Annotated in this window: 21 protein-coding genes; 8 read left to right on the forward strand and 13 right to left on the reverse strand. The window is 62.5% G+C overall.

The window, feature by feature from the left end:
- Window positions 1-3: 3 nt before the first annotated feature.
- The 5 genes from IEV62_RS00305 to IEV62_RS00325 all read right to left on the reverse strand — a co-directional run bounded on the left by IEV62_RS00305 (window position 4) and on the right by IEV62_RS00325 (window position 7,073).
- Window positions 4-1,419 (reverse strand): O-antigen ligase family protein, encoded by a 1,416-nt coding sequence (locus IEV62_RS00305; RefSeq protein WP_188444779.1) that lies wholly within the window; start codon window positions 1,417-1,419, stop codon window positions 4-6.
- A complete protein-coding gene (locus IEV62_RS00310) occupies window positions 1,419-2,642 on the reverse strand; it encodes a hypothetical protein (protein ID WP_188444780.1) in 1,224 nt (407 codons plus the stop codon). The genes IEV62_RS00305 and IEV62_RS00310 overlap by 1 nt, the downstream gene beginning before the upstream one ends.
- Window positions 2,639-4,891, reverse strand: a complete 2,253-nt coding sequence (locus tag IEV62_RS00315) for a GumC family protein (RefSeq protein ID WP_188444781.1) — start codon at window positions 4,889-4,891, stop codon at window positions 2,639-2,641. The genes IEV62_RS00310 and IEV62_RS00315 overlap by 4 nt, the downstream gene beginning before the upstream one ends.
- 51 nt (window positions 4,892-4,942) lie before the next feature.
- The gene (locus IEV62_RS00320; protein ID WP_188444782.1) at window positions 4,943-5,707 is read right to left on the reverse strand and encodes a polysaccharide biosynthesis/export family protein; all 765 of its coding nucleotides are present in this window, start codon (window positions 5,705-5,707) and stop codon (window positions 4,943-4,945) included.
- Window positions 5,708-5,840: 133 nt separating this feature from the next.
- Entirely contained in the window at window positions 5,841-7,073 is a 1,233-nt protein-coding gene (locus tag IEV62_RS00325) for a sugar transferase (RefSeq protein WP_229732729.1), read from the reverse strand.
- A 359-nt stretch (window positions 7,074-7,432) separates the two neighbouring features.
- On the opposite strand from IEV62_RS00325, the gene IEV62_RS00330 reads away from it, so the two are divergent.
- The 3 genes from IEV62_RS00330 (at window position 7,433) to IEV62_RS00340 (ending at window position 10,080) form a co-directional block, all read left to right on the forward strand.
- Window positions 7,433-8,668 (forward strand): glycosyltransferase family 4 protein, encoded by a 1,236-nt coding sequence (locus tag IEV62_RS00330; protein WP_188444784.1) that lies wholly within the window; start codon window positions 7,433-7,435, stop codon window positions 8,666-8,668.
- Between the two features lie 43 nt (window positions 8,669-8,711).
- A complete protein-coding gene (locus IEV62_RS00335) occupies window positions 8,712-9,467 on the forward strand; it encodes a metallophosphoesterase (protein ID WP_229732730.1) in 756 nt (251 codons plus the stop codon).
- A 121-nt stretch (window positions 9,468-9,588) separates the two neighbouring features.
- Complete coding sequence (locus IEV62_RS00340) at window positions 9,589-10,080, forward strand: hypothetical protein (RefSeq protein ID WP_188444786.1); 492 nt, start codon at window positions 9,589-9,591, stop codon at window positions 10,078-10,080.
- 196 nt (window positions 10,081-10,276) lie between these two features.
- On the opposite strand, the gene rfbB is transcribed toward IEV62_RS00340, so the two are convergent.
- The 8 genes from rfbB to rpsU all read right to left on the reverse strand — a co-directional run bounded on the left by rfbB (window position 10,277) and on the right by rpsU (window position 16,317).
- Window positions 10,277-11,386 (reverse strand): dTDP-glucose 4,6-dehydratase, encoded by a 1,110-nt coding sequence (gene rfbB, locus IEV62_RS00345; RefSeq protein WP_188444787.1) that lies wholly within the window; start codon window positions 11,384-11,386, stop codon window positions 10,277-10,279.
- Window positions 11,383-12,264, reverse strand: a complete 882-nt coding sequence (gene rfbA / locus IEV62_RS00350; protein ID WP_188444788.1) for a glucose-1-phosphate thymidylyltransferase RfbA — start codon at window positions 12,262-12,264, stop codon at window positions 11,383-11,385. Before rfbA ends, rfbB begins: the two co-directional genes overlap by 4 nt.
- Window positions 12,265-12,353: 89 nt before the next feature.
- Window positions 12,354-12,680, reverse strand: coding sequence for a hypothetical protein (locus IEV62_RS00355; protein WP_188444789.1), 327 nt, complete (start codon window positions 12,678-12,680; stop codon window positions 12,354-12,356).
- Window positions 12,681-12,707: 27 nt separating this feature from the next.
- Window positions 12,708-12,833, reverse strand: a complete 126-nt coding sequence (locus tag IEV62_RS00360) for a DUF2474 domain-containing protein (protein WP_229732731.1) — start codon at window positions 12,831-12,833, stop codon at window positions 12,708-12,710.
- On the reverse strand, window positions 12,830-13,831 hold the full coding sequence (cydB, locus tag IEV62_RS00365; RefSeq protein ID WP_308510330.1) for a cytochrome d ubiquinol oxidase subunit II: 1,002 nt from the start codon (window positions 13,829-13,831) through the stop codon (window positions 12,830-12,832). Before cydB ends, IEV62_RS00360 begins: the two co-directional genes overlap by 4 nt.
- The gene (locus IEV62_RS00370) at window positions 13,828-15,237 is read right to left on the reverse strand and encodes a cytochrome ubiquinol oxidase subunit I (RefSeq protein WP_188445006.1); all 1,410 of its coding nucleotides are present in this window, start codon (window positions 15,235-15,237) and stop codon (window positions 13,828-13,830) included. The genes cydB and IEV62_RS00370 overlap by 4 nt, the downstream gene beginning before the upstream one ends.
- 158 nt (window positions 15,238-15,395) lie before the next feature.
- Window positions 15,396-16,034, reverse strand: a complete 639-nt coding sequence (locus IEV62_RS00375) for an FKBP-type peptidyl-prolyl cis-trans isomerase (RefSeq protein WP_188444790.1) — start codon at window positions 16,032-16,034, stop codon at window positions 15,396-15,398.
- Between the two features lie 76 nt (window positions 16,035-16,110).
- Window positions 16,111-16,317 (reverse strand): 30S ribosomal protein S21, encoded by a 207-nt coding sequence (gene rpsU, locus IEV62_RS00380; protein ID WP_010162663.1) that lies wholly within the window; start codon window positions 16,315-16,317, stop codon window positions 16,111-16,113.
- A gap of 126 nt (window positions 16,318-16,443) precedes the next feature.
- Here rpsU and cysS point away from each other — a divergent pair, with 126 nt between their 5' ends.
- The 5 genes from cysS (at window position 16,444) to IEV62_RS00405 (ending at window position 22,348) form a co-directional block, all read left to right on the forward strand.
- Complete coding sequence (gene cysS / locus IEV62_RS00385; protein ID WP_188444791.1) at window positions 16,444-17,868, forward strand: cysteine--tRNA ligase; 1,425 nt, start codon at window positions 16,444-16,446, stop codon at window positions 17,866-17,868.
- Window positions 17,865-18,800: a D-2-hydroxyacid dehydrogenase gene (locus tag IEV62_RS00390; protein ID WP_188444792.1), complete on the forward strand. Its 936-nt coding sequence runs from the start codon at window positions 17,865-17,867 to the stop codon at window positions 18,798-18,800. The genes cysS and IEV62_RS00390 overlap by 4 nt, the downstream gene beginning before the upstream one ends.
- Window positions 18,801-18,946: 146 nt before the next feature.
- Entirely contained in the window at window positions 18,947-20,218 is a 1,272-nt protein-coding gene (locus IEV62_RS00395) for a cytochrome P450 (protein WP_188444793.1), read from the forward strand.
- 51 nt (window positions 20,219-20,269) lie between these two features.
- Entirely contained in the window at window positions 20,270-20,590 is a 321-nt protein-coding gene (locus IEV62_RS00400; protein ID WP_188444794.1) for a 2Fe-2S iron-sulfur cluster-binding protein, read from the forward strand.
- A 171-nt stretch (window positions 20,591-20,761) separates the two neighbouring features.
- Entirely contained in the window at window positions 20,762-22,348 is a 1,587-nt protein-coding gene (locus tag IEV62_RS00405) for a class II 3-deoxy-7-phosphoheptulonate synthase (RefSeq protein WP_188444795.1), read from the forward strand.
- Window positions 22,349-22,359 lie beyond the last annotated feature (11 nt).

Raw genomic sequence — 22,359 nt, forward strand, 5'->3', positions numbered from 1 at the left:
CGCTCACGCCGAGAGGTGCCGTCCTGGCTGCGCCGCAACGGGCGCTCCATCGGTCGAGCGGCCCGCCGGATCGCGCGCGAGCAGCGCGAGGCACAGGCCGAACAGCGTCGCGATCGCCCCGGTGCGCAGCGGATAATCGACCAGGCTGTGCAGCAGAATGATCAGCGCGGCGATCGACGCCCCCTGCGCCAACGGATCGCGCCGCTCGACCAGCCAGACCGACGCGACCCGCACGACGAACCAGATCAGGAAGGCAAGCAGCAGCAGCACCCCCGGAATCCCGCCTTCGAGCACGAATTCGAGTACATCGTTATGCGCGTGATTGGCGAAAACAGCGTTCACCTGCTCCGGATCTTCGAACAGGTGAAACAGTTGCGGGAAGCTGCCGAACCCCGCCCCGGCCGGCCCGAATGCGCCGATCGCGTGCGCGGTCACCCGCCACATCTCGGTGCGACTAAGATCGCCGCCGCCGATGTCGGTCGTCGTCAGATCGTCAATGCCGCTGTTGAGCGCAGCGGCCGCAACCACGATCAGCACGACGACGACCCCAGCGAGAAACCCCAAGCGCAAACCGCGTGGCAGACCCGGCAGCACGATCACCGCGCTCCCCACCAGCGCGAGCAGCGCGAGCCCCACGCCCGCGACGGACTTGGTCATCGTCACGCCGAGCAACCCCAGCAGCACGATGCCAAGCAACACTGCCGCGGCGAACAGGCGCGACGCGCCTTGCGCGCCGTCCGATCCGCTGCGCCAGCGTGCGACAAGCCCGGCGGCGAGCGGTAGCGTTAAACACATCAATGTCGCGAAATGGTTGGAATTTGCGAAGAACCCAACCGCGCTGCTGCCATTGGTGAAGGTGTAGAAGTAGAGCTGCGCATTGCCCGCAACCTGCGCAACGCCGAGCAGCACCGACAGCACCATCAGGATCAACAACGCGAGCACCGCCGCCCGCGCGACCGGACGCCGGAACGCCCCGATCATCACGATCATCGCGACTGGTGCAGGCAGCGACAGGCCGGATTGGACGGTCTTGTCGGGCGCGAGCGAGAGCGGCATCCACGGCAAGGGCAGACCGAGCGCGGTCAGCCCCTCTACGACATGCTGCCGCCCGGGCAAGGCGCTCCAGAGCGCTGGCGGCAACGGGATCAGCTGCGCAACGAACAGCGCGCCGAACAGCGTGGCCAGAATCAGCAAGTGCCGTTCGCCGGAGCTGCGCGGCGTCGGGTCAGGCTGGGCGACGGTCGCGGCGATCGCGATGACCGCAGCGACTTGCAGCACGGCGTTCGCCGTCATTCCAGCGACGCTCGAGCCGCCAAGCGCGACGGCGACGGCCAGAAGCCCGCCGACCGCAAGCGCTTGCCACAAGGCGGATCCCGTCAGATCGAGCGAAGGGATGATCGATTCGGGCTGATTGCGCATTATTTGACCGTCTCGATGGCGACCGAGCGGATCGCGCCGGACAAATGCTTAGCGAAATCAGCGGAATTAACTTTCAGCGACAAGGTCTGTGCATCGCATCCCGCCGCGACCTCGAACGGTGGGCCCGCCACGCGCTTAGTGCTGCCATCGAGCGGCACGGCAAGGTCGTTCAACGGCGTATTCCCGGTGACGCACGCCAATGTCCAAGTGAGCGGCGCGTTGCCGTTTTCGTTAGAAACCGGCTGGAATGTGGCCTGTGTCACCAAGCGGTACCGACCCGGCTGGAGCAGAACCATTTGCGTCACCAGAACCGAACCATCGCTGCCCGAATAATCGATCGACAGGCCGTTTGCGGGGATGATCGCGGTCGTGCCGCCGGTCCCGTTCGCCAAGTCCCACGCGAACGGCGGCAACGCTGCCGCACCTTTGAAATCGCCGTCAAACACATGGCCCACCGCCGCTTGCGATGCGGCCGGCAACCATTGCACCCAGGCAAGATAGGCCCGCTCATAATCGCGCTGCGTAATCATCTGCGCAAGGAAAGCGCGGCGATCATCCGGTGTACCGGACGGCGGTGCGACGTTCGTCACCGGCGCATGGTTGCCCGCCGATTCGAGCATCTCGAACACGATCGCGCGATCCACCGTGGAGCCGCTCAACGTAGTGAGATACACATCGCGCCAGATGGCGCCGCGGGCGATTTCGGCCTTGATCTCCTTGCGGGCGGCAGGGTCGGCACTGATTTGCGCGATCGCCGACCAGATCGGCGCGGCCTCGGCACTCAGCACGGCAAGCCGGATCAGTGCGTGCGTCGTTGTGCCGACGTCATTGGCTTGCGCCCGGTCGATAACGCGCCACGCCCAAGCCGGGCGCAACCGCGGGTCGCGCTGCAGCGCGAGGGCGTTGAGCGCGCGCGCAGTTTGTACCGCGCTCGGGGCTCGTGTCGCCGCAGCGATGTAATAGGGCAAGGCGACCAAAGGCTGCCGCGTCGCAACGTGGCTGGCAAATGCGAGGTCGGCATCAGACGGACGACGATGCGAAACCGCGATCGTGTCGGCGATCGCCGCGAGCCGCGGTTCGACCGGCTCGATGCCGATCGTGCGACCAAGCCGGGTCGCCGCCGGACGCGCCTGTTCGGTCGAGACGGTGATGATCCCGATGAACACCACCGCACCAACGAGCGCGCCACAGCGCCGCACCCATAGGCTGCGGTTGGCCGTCATTCCTTCTCGATCGAAATCTGGCGCCGGGCACCCGCCTCAACGCTTTTGATCTGCTTTTGACCGTAGCTGTAGCCATAGCCATAGCCATAGCCGTAGCCGTAGCTCGCGCCCTTCAGATCAAACTTGGTAATCACGCCACCGACGACGCGCGCGCCCGCCTGCTCAAGCCGGGCCAGCGCGCGAAGGGCGGCTGGGCGACGAATGCGACCGGCCTGCACCACGAAGATCGACGCATCGACCACCGACGCCAGGATCGGCGCGTCGGCCAGCCCCATCACCGGCGGCGAATCGAAGATCACGATGTCGAAAATGCCCTCCGCTTCGGCCAGCACTTCGCGCAGCCGCATGCCGCCGAGCAATTCGACCGGGTTTGGGGGAATCGGTCCGCTCGGCAAGAGAAACAGGTTCGGGACGGAAGTTTGCGTGATGTGCTTACGCAAATCATCGGTCGAGGCGAGCAGTGACGACAGGCCGGCACCCTCCGCGCCCGTCGGCACGGAAAAGGATGGCTTCCGCATATCCGCGTCGATCAGCAGAACCGATTCGCCAAGCCGGGCGAAGCCACGCGCAATCGCAAAACAGCTGCTCGATTTGCCTTCGGCCGCCTGCGAGCTGGTCACGAGCAACGATTTTGGCGCGCCGCCTGCGGTCGTGAACTTGATCGCGGTACGCGTCGACAAATACGCTTCCGATTGTGCCGAGCTCGGATCGTCGAGTGCCTCAAGCATGGTCATGCCCTTGGCGACCGACGGCACCACACCCAGCAAGGTGAGATTGAGCCGGTTGCGCACGTCATCCGGATTCTTGATCGTGTCGTCGACAAACTCGATCGCGAAGGCGACACCCGCACCGATCATGAACCCGATCAGCAGCGAGACGAGTAGATTGTTCCGCAAATTGGGTGCGAACGGCCCACCTGGCACCAGCGCACGATCGACAATCGAAACCTGGCTGGCGCCAACGCCGCCTGCGACGCTGACTTGCTTGAAGCGCTGCAACAGCCCGTCATAGAGCGAGCGGTTGGTGTCCACTTCACGCGACAGAATGTTGTACTGAATCTGGCGGTTGCGCAGATCGAGCACGCCGGTGGTCAATTGCGCCACACGCGCGCGCAATTGCTGCTCACGCCCCAGCGCGGCGCGATATTCGCCGGCATAGCTGTTGGTCACCGAACCAGTGATTTCCCCCTGGGCGCGTGCGATCTGTTGATCGAGCTCGCGCATTCGCGTCTTCAGCGCGACCATCTCGGGATAATCCGGTTTGAATGTCCCGAGTTTTTCCTGAAAATCGACCTGGAGCTTGGCGCGCTCGCTCTTCAGACTGTTCACGGCCGGACTGGTAATCGCGGCGGATTGTCCGGCGGACGCACCTTCGCTGCGATACTTCTGTTCCGCCGCGATGCGTTCGGCCTGCGCCGTCGCCAACGCCGCGTTCAGCGAGGTCAGCGTGCTGCCTTCGAGCGATTCACCGCCATCCTTGCCGCCGCCCTGATCCGCGCCACCGCCAACCATGACGATCTTTTCGCGGCCGGCATATTCAACCAGATCACGCTCCGACTTTTCGAGCGCGGCCTTGGTCTGGGTCAGGCGCTGTTCGAGAAATTTGCGCGCGAAGGCTGAGGATTCGTACTTCCGCTCGAGGTTCGAAGCGATGTAATTGTCGGCCACCGCATTGGCGACGTTCGCCGCCAAGGCTGGATCGCCGCTTTCGTACGTAATGTTGATGAGCCGGCTGCCGGTCACGACGTCGATTCGCAAGCCGCCCGCGATGGCGGCGGTCGCAGCGGCGATCTGAGCGGCGGGGTTGCCCGCATTGGGCGCGAACTTGGCGCGCGATGCTCCGTCCAAGCTGCGCGCGACGCGCTCGGCAAGATCGCGGCTGCGCAACAGGCCGATTTGCGTGCCCATGAACTGCGGGTCGCGCATCACCTGCGATTCGGCGCCGGTGCCGTCCTTACCTGGCCCCAAATTGATTTCTTGCAACGCCAGCTCGACCTGGGCGGTCGCCTGATAGCGTTTGCTGGTCAGCATGGTCGAGACAATGCCGATAATCAGCGCGGCGCCGACGATGCCCGCGATCAGCCAACGCCATTTGCCGAGAACGCGAAGCGCTTCGCGCGTCGTGATCTGATTGGTGCTCTCCGCGCTGGCTTCTGCCGCGCCGAAGAGGTTCCCGGCGATCGCATGCTGCAAACCGCGCGACTGTCCGCCCGCCCCCGCAGCAACGATCTCGTTGGTTTCCTTGTTCATCAGCTATGGTCGCCTAACAAAATCATACCGGGGCAGCGCGTTGCGCGTGCGTCAGAAAGGACGGAAAATCGAGATGAGCGGTATTGTCTGCAGCACGTTCTTCAACGCTGCCTTGGACGCCGATCCGTCGACCACGATAATATCGTTGCCGAAAATTTCTGGATCCGCGGCCTTGCCGCGGCGGATGTCGGTCAGATCGAACGCTGCCGCCTGACGCTGCCCCGCGATCGTGCGGAATACCGCGACCTTGCGGGAATTGGCGTCGGAGGTGGTGCCCTTGGCAAGCGCGATCGCCTGAAGCAGCGTGGTCGACCCGGCAATCGAATAAATGCCGGGTCCGTTGACCGACCCATCAACCGTGATTCGCTGGCTCGATGAGGATTTCAGCGCCACGCGAACTTCTGGGTTCTGCAGATATTTGGCGCTCAATCGCCCTGAAATCTCGCTCGCGATCTGATCAGTGGTCTTGCCGATCGCCGGAACCTTCCCGATCAGCGGCATCGTGATGTCACCACTCGGGTCGATCACCGCATCACCTGACAGATCCGGTACACGCATCACCGCAACGGCCAGCGTATCGCCAGGGCCAGTGCGATACGCGTTTTCGGCGGCGATCGCGGCGATCGGGTCGGGTGCGTTAAACTTTGCGACCCCGTACGGAATCGATCCACCCCGGGTATCGGCGCAGCCACCCAGCATCAGCAATGCCGCCAGGCACAGCGCCCCGAGCGCAAGCAGCGTGCGATATGCCGAGGCGATCGGCACGGACGGCGATCGATTCGCAGCTTCGGCGTGAGCGGTCAAAGTGGTCTCCATAAATCAGGTGGCGGCATGGCCCTTTGCCCAAACCGGGCTTTAGCATCGGAGGCGTCGAAATCAACCCGACAGCGGCACCCGCATCGATCCAATATCGGCGGAACAATTCGAATAGCTTATCATCAACTAGACTTTATTTCGCTCCCGAACCGGTAATGACCGTACGAATAGTTCGGAATAGAATTAAGGTGTCGAGCCATGCCGACAAATATTTTATATAATAAAAATCATAACAAAGTTTGTAATGGACGTCATGGATTTCGGCGACGTGTCCTTGGTTGACTTGCGCCCAGCCGGTAATTCCCGGTTTTACGACATGACGATAACTGTAAAAGGAGATTTCGCTTTGATACCATCCCGATAGCGCCATTGCCTCGGGCCGTGGGCCGATCCAACTCATCTCGCCGCGCAGGATATTGAGAATCTGCGGAATTTCATCGATCCGCGTGCGACGCAGGAATCGCCCGATCCGCGTGATGCGATCGTCGTCGCTTTGGGTTATCGCGGCGCGGCGCGCATCATCATTGGTGCCGGGCGCGGTCACCGGGCGCATCGTGCGGAATTTGTAGACCTGAAACGGGTGCCCGCGAAACCCCATCCGCAACTGGCGAAACAGCACTGGTCCCGGTGAATCGAGCCGGATCGCCAGCGCAATCAACAGCAGGAGCGGCGAGAACATCGGCAACGCGACCAAGGCGATCAGCAGATCGATCCCCTGCTTGACCTTGCCATACCCGTCATTGGGGTTGAGCGAGCCAAGGCTGTTTTCCGAAATATGCTCGATTTGGACTTGGCCAGTGATCGATTCCAACAGTTGCTTGCAATGGTAGACCGGGACGCCGGCGAGCGCGGCCTCTGCCAGCAAGCGCTCCCATTCATCGCCGATCTCAGCGCGCAGATCGACGACAATGCCCGCGCCGGGCATCTTGGGTAGAACGGGTTCGCACAGATAGTCCCACTCGACATGTGGAATCCCATGCAGCCGGGACATGTCGCCGCACGGTACGACGTGAAACACATACGCCGTGTACCGCTGACTTAGGTAGCAAATCACAAAAAAGGTCATCACCGCCAGCGCAAAGCTCGTCGCGACCACCGACACGATATATTCGAGGCGAAAGATCAGCAGGGCGGCGGTGACGATGCCGTACGACATGAAAAAGGACGGCAGCACATATTCATAGGAGCGCACGCCCGGAAAATTGCACAATCGCCGGAACAGCGCGACCCCAACAAACAGCCCAACGAACGAGGCGATGAGCGAATTTCGGCTATTGCCATATTCGAGGATCGTTCGGCTGAAATAGTCGAAGTCACGCGAGTCGAACAGGCCGCGGACCGTCGATGGCAGCACCACCGCGATCATAAAGCCTATCAGAATTTGATAGCGATACCGTTGGACCGCGGCACGTCGTTGCCCATCCCTACTTTGCAATCGCGCCTGCAGCATTGCAAAACCCCTTGGTTAGTCCGCAAATCGCGCTTGCCCCTTAGCGTGCAGGACCAGTGCGGTCCGGACGCCAAAACCAAACACAGTACCACACTATTTCGTTCCACGCCGTGCAAAACTTTACAACAAGTTTTACCGAAACAACATGATAGCGGCGGGTGCGCCAAAGCCTCTTCACAGGTCCGGCGCCGCGACCGGCAAAGGAAGCAGTTGATCAGATCAACTCCATCGTGCTTTGGCCGTATGACTGCCTCTGACCGAGAACGCGCCCTGCGATGTTTGCCCCGATCATCTTCCTCAACCGTTTCTATGCGCCGGATCATTCGGCGACCGCGCAGATCCTGACCGACCTTGCGGTCGACCTGGCGGCGCAAGGGCGCGATGTGACGGTGATCGCAAGCCGCGGTTTATACGGTCAGGACCGGGGTGTCTTGCCGCGCCGGGAAACGACTGCCGGAGTGACGATTCACCGCGTTACGACCCCGCGCAATCGGCGCGGCATGGCGGGGCGGATTGCGGCATATCTCTTTTATCTGCTGCTTGCACCAATCGCCGCCGCAAGAATTGCGCGGCGCGGCAGCGTTCTGGTGGTGAAAACCGATCCGCCGCTGCTGTCCGTGCCGCTTGCGATCGTCGCACGGCTGCGCGGTGCCGTGCTGATCCCGTGGTTGCAGGATCTCTATCCCGAGGTCGCGATCGCTTACGGGATCGGCATAACGCAAGGCCCCCTCGGGCGGGTGCTGACGGGGTTGCGCAACCGGTCGCTGCGTCAAGCAGCCCGGATTGTGGCGATCGGCGAATTAATGGCCGACCGCGTCGCGCGCATCGGGATTGAGCGCGATCACATCGCGGTGATCCCCAATTGGTCGAACGACGCCGACATCGTCCCGCTTGCAGGCCATTCGCCCGATCTGCGCGCCGCTTGGGCGATTCCGCCAGATGCCTTCGTCCTCGCTTATTCGGGCAACCTCGGACGCGCGCATGAATATGGCACGGTGCTCGCGGCAGCGACTGCGCTCCGCGCGCGCGCTGACATCGTGTTCCTGTTCGTCGGCGGCGGCCATATGTCGGAGCAACTTGCCGCACAGGTCGCTGCGCTTGGGCTGACGAATTTTCGGTTCGTTCCCTATCAACCGCGCGAGAAATTGTCCGAATCGCTGGCGACGGGGAACGCGCATTGGATTTCGCTACGCCCCGCTTTCGAAGGACTGATCGTGCCGAGCAAGGTGTTCGGCGTCTGTGCTGCGGGGCGCGCCGTGGTCGCGGTGTGTGCGCTCGACGGCGAGCTGGCGCGGCTGATCGTTCCCGCCGGTGCTGGCGTAGCGGTTGCACCCGGCGATTCTGCCGCCCTAGCCGACGCGATCGTCGTTCTGGCTGACGACCGTGTAAAGACCGCGGCGATGGGACGCGCCGCACGCACGCTGCTCGACGGCGGCTACACCCGCGCGCACGCACTGGCACGCTGGCTGCACTTGCTCGATACCGTCAGCGGGGATACCGCAGCGCAATAAGCGCAGCTGCGCCCGGCCGTTGCCGGACGATTTGGAAACGACCGTGGCACTGTTTAGAAAAACACCGAAACCCGCTCCGCCGCCCAGCGGCCCGCCGGGGACCCGCGTCTATGCGATCGGCGACGTTCATGGGCGACTCGATCTGCTGCGCGATTTGCTCGAACAGATCGATGCCGACAGTCAGGCACGACCGTGCGCGCGCGAATTCGTCGTGTTTCTGGGCGATTTGATCGACCGAGGCCCGGAGTCGCGCGGCGTGCTGCAACTGCTTCAGTCGATCCGCCCGAATTTGCCCAACCCGGTCTTCGTAATGGGCAATCACGAGGAGATGTTGCTGCGCGTGCTGGGCGACGATCCCGAACGTGTGTGGGACTGGATGAGCTTTGGCGGGTATGAATTCGCGCAGAGTTACGGTGTCGAAGTGGGGCGCCTCGCAACGCTTTCGGCGGCGGCGGCGGCGGCCGAAATTCGCGCGGCGATGCCGCCGGCTGATCTCAGCTTCGTCGAATCGTTCATCGATAGCTTTCGATTCGGCGATTATCTGTTCGTCCATGCTGGGATCCGCCCCGGCACCCCGCTCGAGCAGCAGAAAATCGCAGATTTGCGCTGGATCCGCGAAGGCTTTCTGGACAGCACGGTCATCCATCCGTTCGTCGTGGTCCACGGCCACACGATCAGCGATGGCCCCGATGAACAGCCAAATCGCATCGGAATCGATACCGGCGCTTATGCTACCGGTGTCCTCACCGCGCTGTGCCTGGAGGGGACCGACCGCACGTATCTGACGGCGGTCCGCTAAGACGTTTTTTCCAATCCCTCACGCTTTGCGTGCAACCAAAATCAGGGTGTGGCGTTTCGGCATCTCACTCAGGTTTTTTGTGCAAGCGCGAACGATTTGAGGGTAGACAAAAACACCGCTCGTGGGTAAACCGTCCATCGAGCACCGCCAAACGGGTTCAAGGGAGACTGAAATGAAATTTTCGCGGGTAACCGCCGCCATTGTGATGGCGAGCCTTTCGGCACCGCTGTTTGCGGCTTCCGAGCAATCCGTCGGCACGTTGACCGCAGCCTCGCAGGGTACTGTTGTGGCACGTGACGGCAAGCTTCTTCCAGCACGCGCTGGTCAGTCGCTCTTCGTTGGCGATCGGGTTATCACCCGCGGTTCGTCGGCAAAGGTCGCGATGCAGGGTTGCAACGTTTCGCTTAAGCCAACGTCGGTCCTTTCGGTCGGAACGTCGGCATGCGCAGCGCCGCAGTCGTTTACGACAGCGCAGGATGGCACGACCGGCGGCGGCGAACGCCGCGGCATTGGCGCGAACAGCTATATCGTTGCCGGTCTCGCAATCGCTGCGGTCGCCGGCGGCGTTGTTGCAGCAACAAGCAACACCAGCACTAAGGCAGTTAGCCCCTAGTCTCAGGGTTTCTGCTAGACAGAATTTTAAGGGGTCGAACGTAAGTTTGGCCCCTTTTTCTGATTGCAGCACGGGGACATCAAACGCGCATATAAGTGACGGAGCGGGCCCCTTTGGGCCACGCGATATCAAAAACCCGATCACGCGAATCCGCCGTCGCGCCTCAACGTTGTGCCAGACGATCGAGGCGGGAGGATCAGCTCAAAAGCGCGCCCCCGGCTGACGCGGGCATATGCTCAACCGACACCAGCGGAATTGCCATTGGTTGGGCAGCGCGATCAGCCAGATACCAGTCGATTGTCCCCGCCAATCCCGCCGCAAAGCCGATCTCCGCTCGCCACCCCAGATCCCGCTCGACGCGCGTCGGGTCGATTGCATAGCGGCGATCGTGGCCGGGTCGGTCGGTCACAAAGCGAATCAACGATCGGCGACGTTTGCCGTTAGCCAGCGCCGCCCTCGCGTCGAGGAGATCACAAATCATCGCGACCACCGCGATGTTACTATGCTCGGCCCGTCCGCCAATGACATAGGTTTCGCCAACGGCGCCGCGCGTCATGACCGCTTCCAGCGCACGCGCATGATCCTCGACATGCAACCAATCGCGAACATTCTCGCCCGTCCCGTACACTGGCAAGCTCAGCCCTGCCGCCGCGCGCGTAATCGTCAGCGGGATCAGCTTTTCGGGGAATTGGTGCGGGCCGTAATTGTTGCTGCAATTAGACAGCACGACCGGCAGACCAAACGTGTGTTGCCAGGCGCGCACGAGATGATCGGACGCCGCTTTCGACGCCGAATAAGGCGATGACGGGCAATACGGTGATTGTTCGTCGAACCGGGATGAATCGAAGGGCAAGTCACCAAACACTTCATCGGTAGAGATATGGTGGAAGCGGAAGCGCTCCTTTGCCGCACCGTCGAGGCTACGCCAATGATCGAGCGCCACTTCCAGCAAGTGAAAGGTGCCGGTGATGTTGGTCTCGATGAACACCGCCGGCCCAGCGATCGAGCGATCGACGTGGCTTTCCGCCGCCAAATGCATGACCGCATCGACGCGTTCCTCGGCCAACAACCGCGCAACCAACGCGCGGTCGGCAATGTCGCCCTGGACGAAGCGATAATGCGGTGACCCGGCAATCTCGGCGAGCGCCGAAAGCGAGCCGGCATAGGTCAGCTTGTCGAGGTTGATGACACGCGTGCCGCCGCGAACGAGGTGACGGCACACCGCCGAGCCGATGAACCCGGCTCCGCCCGTGACCAAAACGCAGCGTTCGGGCTCTGCCGCACCAAGCGACACGACCGCGCTCATGCCGCCGCCTTGGCGCAGGTGCGCAGATACCGCGCATAGTCAGTCGTGCCCATGGTATCGGCGCGCGCCGTCACTTGCGCGGCATCGAGCCAGCCGAGATCGAGCGCGATCTCCTCCGGACAGGCAATCTTGATCCCCTGCCGCCGCTCGATCGTGCGCACGAACGACGACGCGTCGTGCAGCGAATCGTGCGTGCCGGTGTCGAGCCAAGCATAGCCGCGCCCGAGCCGCCCGACCGAAAGCGCGTCCCGCGCCATATAGGCTTTGAGCACATCGACGATCTCCACTTCGCCGCGCGCCGAGGGGGTAAGGCCGCGGGCGATCTCGACCACGCTGTCATCGCAGAAATACAGCCCGGTCACCGCCCAGTTCGATTGCGGTGAGACGGGCTTTTCCTCAATTCCCGTCGCCCGCCCGCTCTCCGGATCGAACGAGACCACACCGTAGCGCTCGGGATCATCGACCTGATAGGCAAACACGGTCGCGCCGCCCTGCTCTGCCGCCAGCGCCGCCGTACGGCACTTCGCGCCGAGACCGTCGCCGTGATAGATATTGTCGCCCAGGATCAGCGCGCACGCTTCTCCATCGAGAAAGTCGGCACCCAAGAGGAATGCCTGGGGCAGGCCGCCGGGCTCGGGCTGTTCGAGGTATGACAGCGCAATCCCGAACGCCGAGCCGTCGCCGAGCAGCAGCCGGAACATCGGCAGATCGCGCGGCGTGGAAATGATCAGGATATCGCGAATGCCCGCCAGCATCAGCACCGACAGCGGATAATAGATCATCGGTTTGTCGAACACCGGCAGCAATTGCTTCGACAGCGCGAGCGTCGCCGGATACAGCCGCGTCCCCGCCCCACCGGCCAGAATGATACCCTTCATGCGTTTTCGAACCCGTTTTCGTGGATGAGGACGGGTCTAGCGCGAATTAGTTAAGGCTCTCTGGCGGGCGCTTTCATCGAACGGCGATGCTATTGATCACGCTTGGCGAGGAAGCGGCGAAACAGCGGGAAGGTCAGCGCGATCACGACCGGCCACAGCATTGTCAGCACAAAATCATGGATGCTGTCGGGAAGCGCGCTTTCATGATTGGGGCGAATGCCAAGCGAGCGCATGTCGTAGATTTCGTTGATCGCCTCGATCACCGCGACGACGAGCAGCGGGCGCCAGTTCCACGGCGGCCGCCGCAACAGCAAGGCGACGAGAAGCAGGATCGCCATCCCGACATGCACGTGCAGCGCATCGTCGCTGATGTGCAGTTGTTCGCCCAGCTGCCGCTTGAAGACACCCCAATCCACCGTGCGCGCGCCCTTATGTCGGAAAGATCAGGCGCGTAACCACACTCTGATGCCAAACGCCACCACGGCGAGCGCGGTTACGCTCATCGCCCAGATGCCCGCCATCCAGGCGAGCCGTCGCCAAAAGGGCACAGCGGGATCATCGACGATCAATGGTAGCCCTCTCCCACCTTGCCGCGGAACACCCAATAGCCCCAGGCCGTATAGCCAATGATCAGTGGCAGCATGATGCCGACGCCGACCAGCATAAACACTTGCGATGATTCGGGTGCCGCCGCCTGCCAGATCGTCACGGCATCAGGCACGATATAGGGATACATGCTGATCCCCAGCCCGATGAAGCACAGCGCAAACACCGCGATCGTCAGTACGAACGGCAAGATCTGGGCACCACGCCGCAGCGCGCGCCAGAACAGCACGGCAATGCCCGCGACGAGGATCGGCACCGGCGCCGTCAGCAACAGCCCCGGCATACGGAACCAGCGGCTGTAATAATCATGGTTGAGGAACGGCGTGGCCAGGCTGACCAATGCCACCACCGCCAGCGTTGCCACTCCCAGCCACCGCGCGAAGCCAAGTGCCTGTTCGGCGGTGCGCCCCTCGGTCTTGGCGATCAGCCAGGTCGCGCCGAGCAGCGCATAGCCGATCACCACGCTCACGCCGGTCAACACGCTGAACGGCGTCAACCAATCGAGCCATGCGCCGCCATAAGCACGTCCGGAAACCTTCACGCCCTGTAGCAAGGCACCCAGGATCACGCCTTGCGCGAAGGCGGCGGTGAACGAACCGGCGGTGAAGGCGATGTCCCACCAGCGGCGATGCCCAGGGTCACGCCAGCGATATTCGAACGCCACGCCGCGAAACACGAGCCCCAGCAGCATTGCGATGATCGGCGGGTACATCGCCGGCATCAGGATCGCATAGGCCAGCGGGAAGGCGGCGAAGAGCCCGCCGCCACCCAGCACCAGCCACGTCTCATTCCCGTCCCACACCGGCGCGATCGCGTTCATCGCCGCATCGCGATCCGCGCCCACCTTGAAGGCGGGAAACAGGATGCCGATCCCGAGATCGAACCCGTCAAGCACGACATAGCCGAACACGGCGAACGCGATGATGAAGGCCCAGATCGTGGCAAGATCGGCGTTTATCATGCCGCCTGCCCTTCGGGAAGATGTGCGGGCAAGGGCGTGGTTCCGGCGGTACGAATCGGAGAATCATCGATCTCGGTCTCGCCGGTGTGAACCCCCTTGCCGATCAGACGCAGGATGTACCAAGTGCCGACGCCGAACACCGCGAAATAGACCAGCACGAAGGCGATGAGCGATGCGCCGACCGCAGGCGCAGCGAGCGGCGACACGCTGTCCACGGTGCGCAGCAGGCCGTAAACCGTGTATGGCTGACGCCCGGTCTCGGTCGTGATCCAGCCGGCGATCACCGCGACGAACCCGGCCGGGCCCATCAGCACGCCCGCGCGGTGCAGCCACGGCCAGTCGTACAGCTTGCCGCGCCAGCGCGCGACCAGGCTCCACAGGCCAAGCCCGAAGATCGCGAAGCCAAGGCCAACCATCACGCGGAACGACCAGAACAGGATCGCGACTGGCGGCTGCTTATCCTGCGGGATCGTATCGAGACCGGCGAGCGGGGCGTTGAGATCATGCTTGAGGATCAGCGACGAGACCTTTGGAATCTCGACCACATATTCCATCCGCTTCTTGTCCGGGTTGGGCATGCCGAACAGGATCAGCGGCGCGCCCTTGGGGTGGCTGTCATAATGCCCCTCCATCGCCATCACCTTGGCCGGTTGATATTTGAGCGTGTTCAAACCGTGTTCGTCGCCCACGAAGATCTGGATCGGTGCTACGATCGCCGCCATCCACATCGCCATGCTGAAGATTTTTCGCGCATGCGGATCGGTCTTGTCCTTCAGCAAATGCCACGCGCCGGTCGCCCCCACCACCAGCGACGTCGTCAGATAGGCGGCGATCACGGTATGAACGAAGCGGTACGGGAAGCTCGGGTTGAAGATCACCGTCAGCCACGATCCCGCCATCACGAACTGGCCTTGCGCGTTGATCGCATAGCCTTGTGGGGTGTGCATCCAGCTGTTCGCCGACAGTATCCAGAACGCCGAGATCGCGGTGCCGACCGCGACCATGCAGGTGGCGGTGAAGTGGAGCCGCTTGCCGACCTTCTTCATGCCGAACAGCATCACGCCGAGAAACCCGGCCTCGAGGAAGAAGGCGGTCAGCACTTCATACGCCATGAGCGGCCCGAGGATCGGCCCAGTCTTATCCGAAAATACCGACCAATTGGTGCCGAACTGATACGACATCACGATGCCCGACACGACGCCCATCGCAAAGGCGACCGCGAAGATCTTCACCCAGAAGCGGAAGATGTCGAGATAGAGCTGCTTGCCGGTGCGCAGCCACAGCCCTTCGAGAACCGCGAGATAACTTGCCAGGCCAATCGAGAAGGACGGAAAAATGAAGTGAAAACTAACCGTAAAGGCGAATTGCGCGCGCGCGAGCAGAATCGGGTCGATGCCGTCGAACATGTCGTCGCTACCTCTTCTGCTGCCCTTGCCGCCGCTTTGCGCGGGGTGCAAGGACGCAGCACGCACCCCGGCAAGATGGCCGCCACAGGCGAGGAACGTACCACTTCTATAAAGGATGCGCGCACAGATTCATCGCCGCTATCCCGATTAGGTGAGGATCAGCGGGCGCTCGGCCGGCCCTCTGCCCCTGGCGGCAGCGCACCCGACGGCAACGCGCCGGGGGGCACGGCACCACGTTGCTGCTGCTGCATCATTTGCTGCTGCTGAATCTGGCGGTAGGTCGATTCGGGGATGAATTCGAACAGTTCAAGGTCGAACACTAAGGTCGAATGTGGCGGGATAACGCCCTGATCCTTTTCGCCATAACCGAGGCTCGGCTTGATCCAGACGCGGTATTTAGCGCCCTTCGACATCAGCTTCAGCGCTTCGGAAAAGCCCGTGATCACACCCTGGCGTCCCGTTTCCGGGTTGCTTGCCACCACCGGGATCGGGGTGGGCTGCTGCGATTTGTCGAACACCGTGCCGTCGACCAGCCGGCCTTCATAATTGATCAGCGCAATGTCTTCGTCGGTCGGGCCAGCGCCCTTGCCCGGGGTCAGCACCTGATATTGCAAACCCGATGGCGTCGTGAGGACACCCTTCGCGCGCGCATTCTTCGCAAGGAACGCCGTGGTCGGATCGATCGGCGTCTGCATCGCGAGCGAAGCAGCCGCGACCACCGCCAGCGCGATGCCGATCCACAGATACACCAAAATGCGCCGCTTGACGGGCTTCAGCGGGACAGCGGTAATCGACATGGTGGCTCCCGGGCGGGGTCGAGGTCTTGAAATCGAGACGAAAGGGCCGGCGAACAGCGCCGGCCCGAGACCGGTCTTACCGTGCCCCGTCCCGTTCCATGCGCTTGCGCTCCAGCTTGCGGGCGCGGCGAACGGCGGCGGCGCGCTCGCGCGCACGCTTCTCGCTCGGCTTTTCATAATGCCGGCGCAGCTTCATCTCACGATAGACGCCTTCGCGCTGCAGCTTCTTCTTGAGCGCGCGCAGCGCCTGGTCGACATTGTTGTCGCGTACGATGATTTGCATAAACCCGAAGTGCTCCGAATCGATAGATAAGCGCCGCCGCAAACATTGAGTCTGCGTCGCAAGGCGTGCGCCCTACCAGTGGTGTCCGCGCTTTTCAACCCATGCCGTCGTCGTTAAGCGAGCCGCATGACCATTCCCCTCACCTTCTATAACAGTCTCACGCGTGCGGCCGAACCGTTCGTACCGATCGATCCGGCGTTGATACGGGTCTATACCTGCGGGCCGACGGTCTATAATTATCAGCATATCGGCAATATGCGAGCTTTCCTGTTCGCCGATACGCTCGGGCGGGTGCTGCGCTGGAAGGGCTATCCGACCAAGCACGTGATCAACATCACCGATGTCGGACATTTGACGTCCGACGCCGATACCGGCGACGACAAGATGGAGCAGGCCGCTGCTGCCGAGGCCAAGTCGATCTGGGAGATCGCCGCGCATTATACTGCGGCGTTCAAGGACGATGTCGCACGGCTCAATATCGATCCGCCGGCCGAATGGACCGTCGCGACCGACCATATCCCGCACATGATCGCCTTCGCGCAGGCAATCGAGAAGGATTGCTATCTGATCGAGGGCGGACTGTATTTCGATACGACGCGCGTGCCGCATTACGGGGCGCTGGCCCGGCCGGTATCGGAAGAGGGCGAGAGCCGGATCGACCCGGTCTCAGGCAAACGCCACGCAGCCGATTTCGCGATCTGGCGGCGCTCGCCGCCGGGCGAGCAGCGCCAGATGGAATGGGATTCGCCGTGGGGCAAGGGTGCACCGGGGTGGCATCTCGAATGTTCGGTGATGAGCCGCCAGCATCTCGGCCACCCGTTCGACATCCACACCGGCGGGATCGACCATCGCGAGATCCACCACCCCAATGAAATCGCGCAGAACCAGTCCTTTTGCGGCTGCGCTGACAGCGGCGCGCGGATTTGGATGCACAATAATTTCCTGGTCGATCGCGGATCGAAGATGTCGAAATCGACTGGCGAGTTCCTGCGGCTCCAGACGCTGATCGATGCCGGCTTCCATCCGCTGGCGTACCGCATGATGTGCCTGCAGGCGCATTACCGCAGCGAGCTCGAATTCACCTGGGAAAATCTCGCGGCGGCGTTCACGCGGTTCAAGCGCTTGGTGATCGCGCGGGATGCGTTGCGCGCGCGCGACGATTATGTGCTGAAGGGCGATACCGAACCCTATCTCGCGCGGTTGGAGGACGCGGTCGGCGACGATCTCAACACGCCGCGGGCGCTGACCGTGCTCGACGACCTGCTCGCCGACAAGCGCCTGTCGCCCGCGACGCGGCTGCGCGCACTCGGCAATTTCGACGCGGTCCTCGGGCTGAAGCTCGAAACGCTCGGCCGCGCCGATCTCCGGCTCAGGCCCTTCACCGCGACGCTTACCGAAAGCGAGATCGACGCGCATCTCGCCGCGCGGCGCGCGGCGCGCGCGGAGAAAGATTTCGCGCGCTCCGACGCGATCCGCGATACGCTGGCTGCAGCGGGGGTCGAAGTGATGGACGGCGATCCACTTGGCTGGGATTGGAAACTCACCGTATGAAAGCTGTCCTCCCCGCACTCACGCGTGGTCTGCTCGAAGCGCATTTGCCCGCCGACCTCGACGTCGCCTGGGTCATGACGCGCGCGGAAGCGACGGCGGCGATGGTCGATGCCGATATCGGCTGGGTCGATCTCTACCCGCATGGCCTGACGCAGGAAGCGGTGGCGGCGGCGACATCGCTCAAGTGGCTTTCGTCGGCCGTTGCCGGCCTCGAATCGCTCGATCTGGCAAAGCTTGCGCGCGACGGCACGATCGTCACCAACGGCAGCGGGATCAACGCGATCGCGGTCGCCGAATATGCCGTAATGAGCGTGCTTGTGGCGGCCAAACGGTATGACGAGGTCGTCCGCATCGCCGATCGCCACGTCTGGCCCGATGATGCGCCCGGCCGCATCGAACTGTTCGAAACGTCGGCGCTGATCGTCGGCTATGGCGCGATCGGGAAACTGATCGGCGATCGACTGACCGCTTTCGGCGTTACTGTCACCGGCGTCACGCGCTCGGGTCGCGACGGTACGCTGACGCCCGATGCGTGGAAAGCGAAGCTCGGCGACTATGATTGGGTGATCCTTGCTGCCCCTTCGACCGAATCGACCCAGGCGATGATCGGTGCCGATGAACTCGCCGCGATGAAGCCGGGTGCGTGGCTGTTCAATGTCGGGCGCGGCGACATGGTCGATCAGGACGCGCTGATCACCGCGCTGACCGACAAAAGCGTCGCCGGGGCCGTGCTCGACACCGTCACGCCCGAGCCGCTGCCCAGCGACCACCCGCTTTGGATTGCGCCGAACCTGATCCACACGATGCATTTGTCGGGCCGCAGCCAGACCAAGATGTTTCGACGCGGTGCGGCACTGTTTCTGCGCAACCTTGACGCCTTTCTCGGCGGACGGCCGATGGAAAACGTCGTCGATTTGCAGACGGGGTATTAGGCGTGGGGTGATCCACAGCATCCGACAGCGATAGCCCTTTGCCTTGAAGCGGCGTGGTGCATTGCCATTGTCCTCGAAGCGGGGCAGTTTGCCGGCACGAACGATCATCCAGCATCAACCTGGATCGGCGGAGGGAGAGATTGATCATGGCGACCGCCTTCAAGCAGATCGAGGATGAGGCCATCGAGATGGCCCGCTCGGTCGCCTATTCGATGCCGATCGAAGACATCGACATGACTGACTCCGCGCGCTTCGTCGATAATACCCATTGGGCGTTTTTTGAACGGCTCCGCAAGGAAGCCCCGGTGCATTATTGCGCCAATGGCCGGTTTGGGCCGTTCTGGTCGGTGACGCGCTACAAGGACATCATGGCGGTGGATACCAACCATGCTGTCTTCTCCTCCGAAGCGCATCTCGGTGGGATTACGGCGAAGGACCAGGAGGATGATTTTATCCTGCCGATGTTCATCGCGATGGATCAACCCAAGCATGACGTGCAGCGCAAAGCCGTGTCGCCGATTGTTGCCCCGGCCAATCTGGCCGTGCTCGAAGTGCTGATCCGCGAGCGCGCGCAGAAGATTTTCGATAATTTGCCGATCAACGAACCGTTCGACTGGGTCGATCGCGTCTCGATCGAACTGACGACGCAAATGCTTGCAACGCTGTTCGATTTCCCATGGGAGGACCGGCGCAAGCTGACCTATTGGTCCGACGTGACGACGATCGACGTCAGTGCGCCCGACGCCAAAATGACGCGCGACGAACAGCGTGCGATCCTGATCGAATGCCTCACCTATTTCACCGGCCTGTGGAACGCGCGCGTCAACGCAGCACCGGCAGGCGATCTCATCTCGATGATGGCGCACAATCCGTCGATGCGCGACATGCAGCCGATGGAGTATCTCGGCAATTTGTTGCTGCTGATCGTTGGCGGCAATGATACCACGCGCAACTCGATCACCGGCGGGCTGTTGTTCCTCAACGAGAATCCCGGCGAGTATCAGAAGCTCCGCGATAACCCGGCGCTGATCGAATCGATGGTGCCGGAGATCGTCCGCTATCAGACCCCGCTCGCGCATATGCGCCGCACCGCGCTTCAGGATACCATTCTGGGTGGACAGCATATCAAGAAAGGCGATCGCGTCGTGATGTGGTACGTCTCGGGTAATCGCGACGAAACCGAGATTGAAAATGCCGATGCGTTCATCATCGATCGCGCACGGCCACGCCAGCACCTGTCGTTCGGGTTCGGCATCCACCGCTGCGTCGGCAATCGTCTCGCCGAAATGCAGCTCAAGATCGTCTGGGAAGAAATCCTGAAGCGTTGGCCGATGATCGAGGTGATTGAGCCGCCGGTCCGGGTAAAATCGGCCTTTGTCAAAGGCTATGAGCGCATGATGGTGCGGATTCCGGGCTGATCCCCGCTTTGCTTGCCGATCTGCCACATCACTGAATATTCGGGGGACTTCATGCCGCGCGTCACTTTTATTGAACCCAACGGTACCGAACATCCGGTCGAGATTGCGAACGGCTATTCGGTGATGGAGGGCGCGCTCAACAACAGCATTCGCGGGATTGATGGCGATTGTGGTGGCAATTGCGCGTGCGGCACCTGCCATGTTTACGTCGCGGCCGAATGGCGCGAGCGGACTGGCAGGCAGAGCGAAATGGAGCATGACATGCTCGAATTCGCCGAAGGCGTGCGCGAGGATAGCCGCCTCTGCTGCCAGATCGAAATGTCCGATACGCTTGACGGTCTCGTCGTGCATATCGCGGATTCACAGCACTGATCGAATGACCTTCTCGGGACCAGCCAAACCCCAACCCAACGCCGCCGCTTAGGCGATTGGCCGCCACCGCACCGCTAATCCCGGGCGGCCCGTTTAGCCCCAACGCGCGATTTACCCCGTTTGGGAAATTCGCGCTTGCCCGACTTACCCAGACTGGGTAATATGCGGCGCATGACGACGATGGCAGGCATCAAGATCCGGCGTTTCCGCGAAGACCGTGCGCTGACCCGCGCGGCGTTCGGGGCGTGGTATGGCGCGCCGGGCTCGACCGTTCAGGGCTGGGAGGAAGACGGCAAACGCGCGAGCGGCCCGGTCGTCAATCAAATCGCCGCCAACGGCATCGCCCGCCACGCCGACTGGTACATACAGATTCGCACGGAGAATGACATGACCGCCTGGACCCCCGATAGCTGGACGCGGGCGGACGCGCGGCAAATGCCGAGCTACCCCGATGCCGCCGCACTCGACGCCGCGACCGATACGCTCGCCAGCTTCCCGCCGCTGGTCTTCGCGGGCGAAGCGCGCAACCTGACCGCCGATCTCGCGCGCGTCGCTGAGGGCAAGGCCTTCCTGCTGCAAGGCGGCGATTGTGCCGAGAGCTTCGCCGAACACAGCGCCAACAACATCCGCGATACCTTCCGCGTCATCCTGCAAATGGCGGTGGTGCTGACCTACGCCTCGAAACTGCCGACGGTGAAACTCGGCCGGATGGCAGGACAGTTCGCCAAGCCGCGCTCGGCAGATACCGAGACACAGGGCGATATCACCCTGCCCGCGTACCGCGGCGACATCGTCAACGATATCGACTTCACGCTGGAAGGTCGTCGGCCCGACCCGCAACGCATGATTCGCGCGTACAGCCAGTCGGCCGCGACGCTCAACCTGCTGCGCGCCTTTGCCGGCGGCGGCTATGCGAACCTCGCGCAAGTCCATCGCTGGACGCACGATTATATGGGGCGCAGTCCATGGGCGAAGAAATATGCCGAAACCGCCGACCGGATCGGCGAAGCGCTGGAATTTATGGCCGCCTGCGGGATCAGCCCGGAAACTGTGCCGCAACTGGCACAAACGCAATTCTACACCAGCCATGAGGCGTTGCTGCTGCGCTACGAACAGGCGCTGACCCGGCAGGATTCGCTGACGGGTGACTGGTACGACACCAGCGCGCATTTCCTGTGGATTGGCGACCGCACGCGCTTTGAAGGCAGCGCGCATGTCGAATATCTGCGCGGGATCGGCAATCCGATCGGCGTGAAATGCGGGCCGAGCCTTGAGCCCGATGCGCTCTTGCGCTTGCTCGACACGCTCAACCCCAACCGTACGCCCGGCCGGATGACGCTGATCACGCGTTATGGCCATGACAAGATCGAGGCTGGCTTGCCCAAGCTTGTCCGCGCGGTGTTACGCGAGGGGCATCCCGTCGTGTGGAGTTGTGACCCGATGCACGGCAACGTCATCAAGGCGGCCAATGGGTACAAGACGCGCCCGTTCGATCGCATCCTGGCCGAAGTGCGCGGCTTCTTCGCGGTCCACCGCGCCGAAGGATCAATCGCGGGCGGAATCCATGCCGAGATGACCGGACAGAATGTTACCGAATGCACCGGCGGCGCGGTCGATGTGACCGAGCAATCGCTGGCCGACCGCTATCACACGCATTGCGACCCGCGTTTGAATGCAGGCCAGTCGCTCGAATTGGCATTTCTGCTGGCAGAAATGCTCAACGTCGAAATGGCCGAACGGCGGCGCGCGGCGGCATAGCGCCACCGCGC

The sequence above is a fragment of the Sphingomonas psychrolutea genome (genome assembly GCF_014636175.1).
In the GTDB taxonomy this organism is placed as follows: domain Bacteria; phylum Pseudomonadota; class Alphaproteobacteria; order Sphingomonadales; family Sphingomonadaceae; genus Sphingomonas; species Sphingomonas psychrolutea.